At 44.7% G+C, this 12,157-nt stretch carries 15 protein-coding genes; all 15 read left to right on the top strand.

Annotated elements, in window-relative coordinates:
- Positions 1-3 precede the first annotated feature (3 nt).
- The 15 genes from MKZ16_RS30430 to hag (MKZ16_RS30360) all read left to right on the top strand — a co-directional run bounded on the left by MKZ16_RS30430 (position 4) and on the right by hag (MKZ16_RS30360) (position 12,068).
- A complete protein-coding gene (locus MKZ16_RS30430) occupies positions 4-726 on the top strand; it encodes a response regulator transcription factor (protein WP_036681509.1) in 723 nt (240 codons plus the stop codon).
- 135 nt (positions 727-861) lie between these two features.
- Positions 862-1,305, top strand: coding sequence for a glycosyltransferase family A protein (locus tag MKZ16_RS30425; RefSeq protein ID WP_051491194.1), 444 nt, complete (start codon positions 862-864; stop codon positions 1,303-1,305).
- 138 nt (positions 1,306-1,443) lie between these two features.
- On the top strand, positions 1,444-2,127 hold the full coding sequence (locus MKZ16_RS30420; protein WP_339815147.1) for a hypothetical protein: 684 nt from the start codon (positions 1,444-1,446) through the stop codon (positions 2,125-2,127).
- Between the two features lie 109 nt (positions 2,128-2,236).
- A complete protein-coding gene (locus MKZ16_RS30415; protein WP_339815145.1) occupies positions 2,237-3,454 on the top strand; it encodes a helicase-related protein in 1,218 nt (405 codons plus the stop codon).
- Between the two features lie 260 nt (positions 3,455-3,714).
- Positions 3,715-4,305, top strand: coding sequence for a ComF family protein (locus MKZ16_RS30410; RefSeq protein ID WP_038573617.1), 591 nt, complete (start codon positions 3,715-3,717; stop codon positions 4,303-4,305).
- 169 nt (positions 4,306-4,474) lie between these two features.
- On the top strand, positions 4,475-4,885 hold the full coding sequence (locus MKZ16_RS30405; RefSeq protein ID WP_038574933.1) for a TIGR03826 family flagellar region protein: 411 nt from the start codon (positions 4,475-4,477) through the stop codon (positions 4,883-4,885).
- 104 nt (positions 4,886-4,989) lie between these two features.
- On the top strand, positions 4,990-5,277 hold the full coding sequence (gene flgM, locus MKZ16_RS30400) for a flagellar biosynthesis anti-sigma factor FlgM (RefSeq protein ID WP_036678454.1): 288 nt from the start codon (positions 4,990-4,992) through the stop codon (positions 5,275-5,277).
- A gap of 12 nt (positions 5,278-5,289) precedes the next feature.
- On the top strand, positions 5,290-5,790 hold the full coding sequence (locus MKZ16_RS30395; RefSeq protein ID WP_036678457.1) for a flagellar protein FlgN: 501 nt from the start codon (positions 5,290-5,292) through the stop codon (positions 5,788-5,790).
- A gap of 54 nt (positions 5,791-5,844) precedes the next feature.
- Positions 5,845-7,428 carry a flagellar hook-associated protein FlgK gene (gene flgK / locus MKZ16_RS30390; RefSeq protein ID WP_076106998.1) on the top strand — a complete coding sequence of 528 codons (1,584 nt, stop codon included), beginning with the start codon at positions 5,845-5,847 and terminating at the stop codon, positions 7,426-7,428.
- A 15-nt stretch (positions 7,429-7,443) separates the two neighbouring features.
- Entirely contained in the window at positions 7,444-8,361 is a 918-nt protein-coding gene (flgL, locus tag MKZ16_RS30385; RefSeq protein WP_076107000.1) for a flagellar hook-associated protein FlgL, read from the top strand.
- 15 nt (positions 8,362-8,376) lie between these two features.
- Positions 8,377-8,943, top strand: coding sequence for a DUF6470 family protein (locus MKZ16_RS30380; protein ID WP_076107002.1), 567 nt, complete (start codon positions 8,377-8,379; stop codon positions 8,941-8,943).
- 201 nt (positions 8,944-9,144) lie between these two features.
- Positions 9,145-9,591 carry a flagellar assembly protein FliW gene (fliW, locus tag MKZ16_RS30375; RefSeq protein ID WP_076107004.1) on the top strand — a complete coding sequence of 149 codons (447 nt, stop codon included), beginning with the start codon at positions 9,145-9,147 and terminating at the stop codon, positions 9,589-9,591.
- A gap of 1 nt (position 9,592) precedes the next feature.
- Entirely contained in the window at positions 9,593-9,832 is a 240-nt protein-coding gene (gene csrA / locus MKZ16_RS30370; RefSeq protein WP_076107006.1) for a carbon storage regulator CsrA, read from the top strand.
- Positions 9,833-10,043: 211 nt separating this feature from the next.
- Entirely contained in the window at positions 10,044-10,940 is an 897-nt protein-coding gene (gene hag, locus MKZ16_RS30365) for a flagellin Hag (RefSeq protein ID WP_076107008.1), read from the top strand.
- 231 nt (positions 10,941-11,171) lie between these two features.
- Positions 11,172-12,068 (top strand): flagellin Hag, encoded by an 897-nt coding sequence (gene hag, locus MKZ16_RS30360; protein WP_076107010.1) that lies wholly within the window; start codon positions 11,172-11,174, stop codon positions 12,066-12,068.
- Positions 12,069-12,157 lie beyond the last annotated feature (89 nt).

The following is a 12,157-nucleotide window of genomic DNA, read 5'->3' as shown; positions in this document are numbered from 1 at the left end:
GTGATGGAGAACTTAAACTCTAGTAAAACGCCCATTAAGGTTCTTTTGGCGGATGATCATCAGCTTTTTCGTGAAGGGCTGAAACGCATTTTGAATATGGAGGAGGATATCGAGGTCATAGGGGAGTGCGGCGACGGTATTCAGGTATTAGAGTTTTGTAACGGTACTAAACCGGACATCGTATTGATGGACATCAATATGCCTGTTGAGAATGGTGTAGAAGCCACTCAAAAACTTCGGGAAATGTTCCCGGAGGTTAAGGTAATTATTTTATCCATTCATGATGATGAGAGTTATGTATTTGAGACCCTTCGTAAGGGCGCCAATGGTTATTTATTGAAGGATATGGAGGCCGAATCCCTTATTAATGCCATTCGTTCGGTCTGTGAAGGACATGCCTTTATCCATCCAAAGGTTACTGGAAAGCTTATCAATCAATTGCGGCGTATGACTTACCTTAACGAGACTGGCGTAACTACAGATACAGTGGTGAAGGAAGCTGGTGTTAAATTTATTGCTGGCGACAACAATCCTCTAACCCGTCGTGAAGCAGAAGTGCTTCGTCTAATGGCTGAAGGTAAGAGCAACAAAATGATCGGTGAATATTTATTCATTAGTGAAAAAACAGTTAAAAACCATGTTAGCAGTATTTTGCAAAAAATGGAAGTGGATGATCGGACTCAAGCCGTTATTAATTCGATTAAATATGGCTGGGTAACCTTGTAGAAGCTTCACAGTAATACGTTACATATAGGAAAGAAATTAAGTAGACACAGCTTGCTTCCCTGATGGGTGTTCTAGGCAGTCACCGACCTTTTAATGCCGGCATATAGTGTTGGTATACAGAGGAGGTGCATCTCCATGGTAGCCCAGTTGATATGGATTGCGGTTGTTTATGTATCCGCTGCAGTGATGATTCATATGTTGCATAACCGGCAGAAGGTGCGTAAAACACCGCAGTCCGGAAAATGGATTCATTATATTTTTATTACCCGCAATCATGAATCTGTTGTGGAATGGTACATTCGGGCACTGACATTTCAAGCTCTTCTAACCGGAAAACGATTGCGAGTAACGTTCATGGATGATGGTTCGAGCGATGGAACACTTGGGATAGTTTCCAAAATGGCCGCTAGTGGCTGCTCTATCGATCTTGCAACATCTTTGTACTCTCTTCAGATGAGTGAAGAATTGCAGCATGAAGGAATTGTAGTAGACTTGCGGCTGTCAGGGCAGTCTGTATCGCTGCCTTTTATGGGGATGGCAGGAAGTAGGGGATGCGAATCAAAGCGCAACAGATCTTAAGTAAATATGTAAGTAACGGGTGAAGCACACTCTCCAAGAACTGGGGGAGTGTGCTTTTTGCGTTTGGGGAGACGGAGTCGTGAATTTGGGATCAAATATGGAGTTGCTAAGTACAAGCGAAAGGTAGGAGGGATTATTATGCAAGTCGCTGTATATGCTGTGGAATGCAAGGGGAGCTGGAGGGTTAGAATTTCATTAGATCTTAGGGTAGATAGATGGTGGTGGTCTGTAGCTAGATCGGAGAAGAAAGATGGGAGTTCCTTAGCGGCGAATAGATTGGTTCTGCTTTCTTCTGCGTTGCCGCTAGGTTGGGCTGTGAAGCTCCGGGACAACTTTAAACAAAGAAGCGCAACGGGAACCTGGGGGATTAAGGAGTGGGGGCAATATATTAATAGTATGCTTGAGGCTGAGTTGAGAGAGGAGAAAGAGACAGGGGGACTGTGGGAGGCACAGTGGCTGAATGATGGAATATTCATATGGAAGCCTAATGAATCAAGTTTCGGAATAGATCAGGACAATAAGAAGAATGAAAGATACGATTGGTGTGAAAAAGAGGATTTTCAATCTGGATTACTAGAATCTGATTCAGAACAATTATTGCGGGCTGTGGCCGGGCGCTCTTTATTGGAGCCGGAAGTAGAAGCGCTGCTGGCAGAAGAATTGCCAGAGCTAGGGGGTTGCTGGCGCCAGGCGGCACAACTGGCGCATCTACAGGGGCGGCTGTTGCTTACAGCCGCCGTAGGCAGTGCGCCCCCGGCTGCGCACGGGGCGGGCCCGCCAGCTCCCTGCGGGTGCTGGCGTTATGGTGCGTGCGGCGGCTAGGCTGCCGCACTTATTGTGGCGCGGCGCTGTCGCTCGCCGCGCGGTTTCGCGCTGCCTGCGTTGCGGCAGCGTCCCCACCGGCCGCACGGCATGCGCCGCGTGCGGGCTTATGGGCTGCGCCTATTGCGAGGCCTGCCTCGCGCTTGGGCGCAGCCGGGCTTGTGCGCTGCTGCTGCGCAGCGCAGCACTTCCGGCCGTGCGGTGCACGGCCGCCCTTGACCCCGCCGCGGCCGCAGGCCGGTGGGGGCTGAGCCCAGCGCAGGCGGGAGCCGCTGGCGCTGCGCTGGGTTTTCTGGCGGAGGCGCGCAAGCGCTCCGCCAGTACATGCCCAGAGCGGTTTCTGCTCTGGGCGGTGACGGGAGCGGGGAAGACGGAGATGATCTTCCCGCTCCTAGAGGCCGTGCTCGCCGCCGGAGGGCGGGCGCTGGTAGCGACGCCGCGCCGCGACGTCGTACTTGAGCTCGCGCCGCGGCTCGCCCGGGCTTTTCCGGCGGAGGACATCGCCGTACTTTATGGCGGCAGCGCAGATCGCTGGGTGAGCGGTCGCTTAACGCTCGCTACCACCCATCAGCTCCTGCGCTTCCATCAAGGTTTTGATCTCGTAATCATTGACGAGCTGGATGCGTTTCCCTACCACAATGATCCTATGTTGGCCTATGCCGCTGAACAAGCCTGTAAAGTGGACGGCTCTTTCATTTATTTATCAGCTACACCACCACAAGAAATGCAGCGTTTGGTCCGGTTAGGCAAGCTTCCACATGCGAGAGTGCCTGTCCGCTTCCATGGTCATCCCTTGCCTATCCCGCAGCATTTGAATATGCCTACTGTTCTAACCTGTCTGAAGCGTGGAAGTATGCCAAGATCGCTTATACAGAATCTTCAAAAATCACTGGACAGAAAAGCACAAATTTTTCTGTTTGTGTCTCGCATAGCTCATATCGAAGGCTTGCTGGTACTGCTTCGTCGGAGCTTTCCTGGCGTGGTTATTGAAGGCACCTCGTCCAAGGATTCATTTCGGGCAGAGAAGGTGACTGCTTTTCGCAACCGTATCATCTCTTTGTTAGTAACTACTACGATCCTGGAACGGGGAGTTACCGTGCCACGCAGTGATGTGTTTATTTTGGATGCAGACAGTGGCCTTTTTGACGAAGCTTCTTTGGTTCAGATGGCAGGCCGTGCCGGACGTTCTAAAGACGATCCTGATGGGCATGTTGTATTTGCCTCCCCACAGTGGAGCCGATCCCAGCGTGGAGCGATTGCTCAGATTCGTACTATGAATATCATCGCTCACCGCCAAGGATATATCAGTAAAGGTGGGGCTATATGAATCCCAAGCTTACAGGGTTACGAAAATCCCTGTCTTTCCTTCTTACCTCCTCCGCTCCTCAATGTCTAACTTGCGGGAAGTACAGCCCACAGTCCTCACAGCTGCCTGGTATCTGTAAGAATTGTGCGGAATCCATTCCTTGGATACGCACTCCACGTTGTTTGATATGTGGGCGGCATGTAGGCTGTCCAGACTGCACTCGCAGCGCTGAACCCACGCCAATTGTTTGTAACCGGAGTGCGGTAGCCTACACAAACGAGATGAGAGAATGGCTTGGTCAATACAAATATCGCGGGAATGAACGATATGCTCCTTTGCTTGGATTCATGCTGGATAGAGCTTATTTAACCCTAAAGGAGGAAAAGCAGCAGGGGGCTTCTTCATCCCAGAAGGCATCGTTTTTTCATCTTATTCAACATAAAAGGTACATAAAAAACAGCCTTTGGTCAGCTGATTTATTAGTTCCGGTACCTGTCAGTGATTCCAGGCTTCTAGAACGGGGCTTCAATCAAGCCGAAAGATTGGCCAATGTTCTATCTCGTCATAGGAAGATTCCTCAGCTACCGCTACTAATTCGTACGCATCATACGGTTAAGCAGAGCTTTAAAGGACGTGCGGAGCGACTGGCAGATATGAAGAATGCTTTTGGAGCGAATCCGGCAGTCTCCACACTATTTAAGGATTGGCTGAAAGATAACTCACCTATAAGCCGTCCTATTCGAATTATTATTGTTGATGATATCTATACAACGGGAAGCACGATTCGTGCTTGCGCCGAAATTCTAAAACAAATGGTTTCAAACCATGATTATGCTGCGGAAATCTATAGCCTAACCTGGGCGCGTTCCTAAAACGCGGAAAATGCATGATTGTGAACAGCTATATCCATTCCATTAAGGATTAGTTGCGGTTGGTAGCGTTTCTTCTGTCCCATAGACGAATTCCTTGCAATCATGTAATCTAGGAGCATAAGAATATTATGCATTGCACAGAATGTACGGAGAGGAGCGGCTGCTTGTTATGAATCTAGACAATTGTCCAAGGTGCGGCCGGTTGTTTGTCAAGAATCTTATGGGGTTGTGCCAGGCCTGTATCAAAGAGCTGGAGCATGAATATGAGATCTGCGTGAATTATTTACGGGAAAACAAAGGAACCAACATTCAGGAGCTCTCCGATGCTACGGGGATTTCTATTAAAGAGATTACCCGCTTTATTCGAGAAGGCCGGATTTCTATAGCTAATGCACCCAATATGATGTACCCTTGCGAAGTGTGTGGTACACTGATTCGGGATGGCCATATGTGTGACAGCTGTCGTAGTCGGCTCAGGAAAGATCTCACGAATGCTGTCAAGGAAAATTCTGCTGAGGATACTACTAAAAAGACATCTGATGGTGCATATCGTGCCATAGATAAGCTGCGTGACCTATAAAATCTGCAAAAAAAACGTTTGCAGCTATAAAGAATGTTTCAGTCTACGCCGATAAACTTAGTAAAGATTATCGGCTTTTTTATATTAGAAGGAAGGTGGAAGTTATGAAAATTAACGAGACCGGACGAATTAACGCGATTAATCCGTATCAACGCAGCGCGGAAGCGCAAAGGCAGGAACAAATGAAGAAAAGCACACGCAAGGATGAGGTTTCGATCTCTGATGAAGCGATTCAACTCTTGCAAGCACAAAACACTGGCAAGAATGATCCAGAACGCGCACTTAAGATCGACAATCTAAAGCAGCAGGTCTCCGCAGGTACCTATCAAGTTGATGCATCTAAGCTAGCAGAGAAACTCGCCCCTTACTTTAAGCAATCCTCCGAGAATTAGGTGAAAACATCCATGGCATTGACGACATTAATAGAACTATTGGAGCGGCTAGATGGAGTGCATGTTCAAATGCTGGATCTGGCCGCTGAGAAGAAACAGACAATTATGGATAACAAGGTGGATGCGTTAATAGACATCCTTAACCGTGAGTCCAAACTAATGAAGGTAATTGGGCAGCTCGAGGAAGAGCGAATATTAGCCGCATATACCGTTTTGCAAGGCGTGGGTATTCGTTCCAACCTAAACCTGAATCTAACGGAGCTGTCCAGGCTTATCTTTGACCCTGAAGACAAGGCACGACTGCTGCATATTCAGCAGAAGCTTTCGGGCACTTTGCATCGCCTGAAAGAAGCCAATGACCTAAATCAGAAGCTGATAGAGCAGTCGCTTACATTTATAGATTATTCTTTGGATCTGTTGGTCGGAAGACCAAATCAGGATATTACTTATCATCGTCCGTCCGACAAAGGCAACAACGTAAATCGGTCGGGGATTTTTGATGCACGAGGTTAGAATTGTACTGATGAAGTGTTCTGCCAGAGCAGAACATAAGGAGGAGTAAGAAGCATGACATCCACATTTCACTCGATAGAGACGGCGAGACGCAGCCTTTTTACTCAGACCGCAGCTCTTAATACAACTGGACACAATATCGCTAATGCGAATACCGAAGGTTATACTCGTCAACGTGTTAATATGCAAGCCTCTTTACCTATTGAAGCGTACGGATTGTTAAAATCTACCGTTCCAGGTCAAATGGGTACAGGGGTGGAATTCTCATCTATCGATCGGATTCGAGAAATGTTTCTGGATGATCAGTACCGTGGTGAGAACGCTGCTTTCGGCAACTGGAGTCTTCAAGCGGATACGCTCTCTAAGCTGGAAGCTATCGTTAATGAGCCATCGGATACAGGCATTCGTACAGTTTTGGATAACTTCTGGAAATCGTGGTCGGATCTAAGTAAGAACCCTGAAGATCCAACAGCCCGTAAGATTGTAGTGCAAACTGCACAATCTTTGACGGATGCTATGAACTATATGAGCACGCAACTGAATAATCTGGAGCGGGATCTAACCACTAATATAGATGTTAAGGCAAAAGAAGCTCAGGGTTATCTGACCGCTATCGCAGATCTAAATAAATCGATCTATAAGATTGAGGGTATGGGGGATCATGCAAACGATCTACGTGATCAACGCGATCTGATGGCGGACAAGCTCTCCAAGATTGCTAATATTACTGTTGTAGAGACGGAAGCAGGTTATAACATTTCTTTGGGTGGACAACCTCTCGTAGAGGGTGGAGAAGTAACTGCAACCGTAGATGGCGCGTTTCTTAATAATGCTTATGCCTCCGGAACTTTGAAGGGCGGCGAGGCTTACGGAATGATTTTTTCCAATAATACCTATGTTGCCGATTACAAGAAACAGCTCAATGATTTGGCGAGCACTATTGCTACAGGTGACGTTGAAATTACAGTGCCAGCTGGCTCCAATCTTCCTGAGGGCACAGTGTTGACTAGTGATGCCAAGATTACACAAGCTGACGGTACCGTAGTTACTTTGACCGCTGGTCAGGCCATGCCTAAGGGCGCAACAATGTATGAGGACGCCAAGACCATTGTCAAAGGGTTAAACGGACTTCACAAGTTAGGTTACGCGATGGATGGAAGCGTCGGACGCGATTTCTTTGTAACATCAGGTGAGGCTGGAACGATCAAACTGAATCCGGAAATTGCAGCTGACGTAAATCTATTTGCAACTTCGCTTCGTACAACTGTTGATGCGAATGGAAATACGCAAGTCGTTAAAGGAAATAACACCTTGGCGCTTCTATTGACGAACCTGAAGGATAGTAAATTTACTAAGCCAGACGGTAGTGTGAGCAACACTGTTGGTGGGCTTTTCAGCTCTATGGTTGGTCAACTTGGTATTCAATCCCAAGAGGCTGCACGTCAGACGGATAACTCAGATTATCTCGTAGAGCAAGTTAACTCCCGTCGTCAATCAGTCAGCGGTGTATCCCTAGATGAAGAAATGTCGAATATGCTAGTATTCCAGCATGCTTATAGTGCCGCAGCGCGTTTTATGACTACTTTTGATGAACTGCTCGACAAATTGATCAATTCCACCGGCACAGTCGGCAGATAAAAGGAGATATAGCGTATGTTGAGAGTAACCTCTAACATGATGAATTCACAGCTTCTGCTTAACCTAAATCGCAATGCACGTACGATGAACGATACACAGTTACAGCTTTCCAGCGGACGCAAGATCAACAAACCTTCTGATGATCCGGTAGGGATCACATATTCCCTTCGCTATCGTGCGGAGCTTTCATCCAACGAACAATATACTAAAAATGTAGATAGCGCACTTTCATGGCTTGATTATAATGATACAGTTCTAGGACAGGCCGGAGATGTTGTTCAAAAGATTCGCGAACTGTCCGTACAAGCAGCGACAGGAACTAATCCGCAGTCCGCGCTTGATAGTATTAATGAAGAAGTGATGCAGCTAAAAGAGCAGCTTGTGGATATCGCTAACAGTACACTGAACGGTAAATATATCTTTAATGGTGAGCAATACTCCACCAAACCTTATGATTTTGCTAAAGGTGCAGATGGTACCTATGATGTGTCTAAGCCGGTTACTACGGATCCTGGGCAGATTCAATTTATTGTCGGTGAAGGTGTACGTATGCCGATTAGTATGACCGGTAATGATGTATTCGGTAATACGGGAGATTCAGATAATCTGTATACAATCATTAATAGTATTTCTGCGGGATTAAAGGCTGGTGATCTTGGAGCCATATCGGGTCAATTAGATAACATCGACACGCGTATGGAAACCATCTTGACGGCCCGTTCTGAAATTGGTGCCAAAACCAATCGAGTGGAACTCATGCAGGAGCGCTTAAGTGACTTGAATGTCAATCTGACGGATCTGCAAGCTAAGACAGAGGATGCGGATTACGAGGGATTGATTATGCAGTCGAAAATCCAAGAGAATATATACAATGCCTCTTTGTCAGTAGGTGCAAAGATTATATCTACAACTTTGGTGGATTTTATAAGATAACGGAGGTGCTTCTCGTTGCTGCAGCCGATATTGCAAATTCGTCAGACTCCCGCAGTTATTGGTATTGATGCAGACTTGGGTGCTTTTTCTATTACTCAGCCTAAAGCGGAAGTTAATATATCTACAACAGCGGGGAAATGGGATATCCAAACGTTTAAACCTGAGCTTTCTATTGATCAATCTCGAGCTTGGGCGGCATATAATGGTGGTAATATGCTCGAAATGAACAAACGAATTTATTCTGGTATCCAGCAACTATATCTTCAAGGAATCGCAAGGAAAGTAGAACAGGGAAATCAAATGGCAGAATTTTTTAAACCTGGTAACTCAATTGCTGAAGTGTATGGTACTGATACTGAACCCAATTCGTTTCCTGAAATGCGTGGTCCGGCATCCTTTGACAATGTCGATGTGCGTGTGAAAACTAGAGCGCCTCAAATCGAATTTTCGCCTAGCAAGGTAAATATTCAGGTAAACATTCATCGTCCGGAAATAGAATATACTCGTGGTAAACTGGATATCTATATGCAGCAATATGCATCTTTGAGATTTATTCCTCCAGAAGTGGATGCTCAGATGTAATATGAGATGCCGTAGCAACTTGGACAGACCGTCTTTGGAAGACGGTCTGTTGTCTTTACTATAATAGAATTTTTTGAAAAAGTTAGTTTCTTCATGCTAGGTCGGTGAAAGAATATTGCTATAAGTAATGCTAACAGAGCAATTGAGATTAAACTGTTCGTCTTCGGGGGAAGTTGATTTTTGTTAAAGGAGTGGGTAATTTTGATTATAGAAACACTGTCTTGGGGTAAACTTGAAGTAACTGAAGAACAGGTATATCATTTCAATAAAGGAATCCCCGGTTTTGATGAAGAAACTGATTTTGCATTAATTGCTATGGAAGATACTCCTTTCTGGTATTTGCAATCTATGAAAGAAAAGGAGTTATCATTTTTGCTTGGAGATCCCTTTGCCTTTTATCCATCTTACGAATTTGAACTACCTGATGATGAGACTGAGGAACTGGAAATCCAATCTGATATTATTGTTCGTTGTATTATTACATTGAAGGATCAAGTTGATAAGTCTACTATTAATTTATTGGCCCCAATTGTGCTTAATCCTGGTAATCGAAAGGGCAAGCAGGTCGTTCTTCACAAATCATCCTATCTCACCAAGCATACCTTATTATCAGAGAAATCTGTTGAAGATGGAAAGGGTGGAGACTAATATGCTTGTACTTTCTCGTAAAAAAGGAGAGTCTATCATCATTCAAGATCAAATTGAGCTGACTATCTTAAGTGTAGAAGGAGATACAGTAAGGGTAGGTATCTCCGCACCTAAGCATGTGGATATTTTTCGGAAAGAGATATATCTGTCCATTCAGGAAGCTAACCGGGAATCTGCTGCTCCTGTCCAATCTGATTTGAACGCATTGATGGATCGGTTACGTAAAGCGAATAGTCACTAATATGTGATCGAGTATACCTGAGCTGCAAATTGCAGACTCAGGTTTTTTGATTTGTGAGAAATAAGTTCGAAAAAAATTAAAATACTCTAAACTATAGGTGACTTCAAGTCGATATAAGTTGTAGATGCTGAACGGGTAGGGCGGCCGACCTTAAGGGTTCAACATTACCACAAGGATGTGGATTAACTTATTTTCAGGGAGGAAATTTATTATGATTATCAACCACAATATTGCAGCAATGAACACTCACCGTCAACTAGGTGTAAATACTGCCAACACAAACAAATCCGTTGAGAAACTATCTTCCGGTTTGCGTATTAACCGTGCAGGCGATGACGCTGCAGGCTTGGCGATTTCCGAAAAAATGCGCGGTCAAATTCGCGGTTTGGATATGGCTACTAAGAATGCACAAGATGGAATCTCATTAATTCAAACAGCAGAAGGCGCCTTGAATGAGACTCATAGCATTCTGCAACGTATGCGTGAATTGTCAGTTCAATCTGCGAATGATACTAACACAGCTTCAGACCGTGGCGAACTTCAAAAAGAAGTAAATGAATTAGCAAAAGAAATCACACGTATCGCTAATACAACAGAATTTAACACTAAGAAATTGTTGGATGGTTCTGCTAGTACTGGTGGTACAAATACTGATGGATTGAATCTTACATTCCATATTGGAGCAAACAAGGGTCAAAATATCTCCTTGAGCATTAATGCTATGGATGCTTTCACATTAAAAGTAGCTGGTGGTGGAGCAAGTAACGCTGCGACTAACTCGACAGCAGGCGCATTAGCTAGTGATGGTATTGATATTTCTACACAAACAGCTGCTAATGATGCAATTACTGTTATCAACACTGCAATTGAAACAGTATCAGGTGAACGTTCCAAATTAGGGGCATACCAAAACCGTTTGGATCACACGATTAATAACTTGGGAACGACTTCCGAGAACCTTTCCGCAGCTGAATCACGTATTCGTGATGTGGACATGGCTAAAGAGATGATGAACCAAACTAAGAACAACATCCTAGCGCAAGCAGCTCAAGCGATGTTGGCTCAAGCTAATCAACAACCGCAAGCCGTGCTTCAATTGCTTCGTTAATATTTGAATTGAAGGGAAGGGCTTTATATAAGCTCTTCCCTTTTTTTAAATGTGATTCTTCAAAATATTAGATTTCATTGAATTATAGGGAAATATTTGAGTCACTATAAACTATGTAACATCATGTGTCGATAATAGTAGTAGTGTTATTCCTGAAGGGCGGCCGACCTTGAAGGAATAACATAACCACAAGGATGTGGAATCATTTAATTTCAGGGAGGAAATAAGATTATGATTATCAATCACAATATTGCAGCAATGAACACTCACCGTCAACTAGGTGTAAATACTGCCAACACAAACAAATCCGTTGAGAAACTATCTTCCGGTTTGCGTATCAACCGTGCAGGGGACGATGCTGCAGGCTTGGCAATTTCCGAAAAAATGCGTGGTCAAATTCGTGGTTTGGATATGGCTACTAAAAACGCACAAGATGGAATCTCTTTGATTCAAACGGCTGAGGGCGCACTGAATGAAACACACAGCATTCTACAACGTATGCGTGAATTGGCTGTTCAGTCTGCAAATGATACTAATACCGCTTCAGATCGTGGAGAACTTCAAAAAGAAGTAAATGAACTGGCTAAAGAAATTACCCGTATTTCTAATACAACTGAATTTAACACCAAAAAATTGCTAGACGGTTCTGCAGCTACAGGTTCAGGTGTAACAAGTGCAGCCGATCTTACATTCCACATTGGTGCCAATAAAGGTCAAAATATTAGTTTGTCCATTAAGGCAATGGATGCTACGACACTTAAGGTGAGTGGAGCATCAGCAGCCAATAGTTCAGCAGTCGCTGGTAATGGAGCAACTACAGTAGATGGTATTGATATTTCTACACAAACAGCTGCAGATGCTGCAATCACTGTTATCAACACCGCAATTGAAACTGTTTCTGGCGAACGTTCTAAATTGGGCGCATACCAAAACCGTTTGGATCACACAATTAATAACTTAGGAACAACTTCTGAAAATTTATCCGCAGCTGAATCTCGTATTCGTGACGTAGACATGGCTAAAGAAATGATGAATCAAACTAAGAACAATATTCTTGCCCAAGCTGCTCAAGCGATGTTGGCTCAAGCTAATCAACAACCTCAAGCAGTTCTTCAATTGCTTCGTTAATAGTAGGCAGAATGATAGAAAAAAGGGACTCCATATGGGGTCCCTTTTTTCTATTATTCTAATGTTTGATAATGACAAGGCCGATATAT

It is taken from the genome of Paenibacillus sp. FSL R5-0928 (assembly GCF_037970385.1).
Classification (GTDB): Bacteria; Bacillota; Bacilli; order Paenibacillales; family Paenibacillaceae; genus Paenibacillus_AQ; species Paenibacillus_AQ odorifer.
Note: the sequence above shows the minus strand (reverse complement) of the source record. Positions and strands in the feature narration are given on the sequence as shown.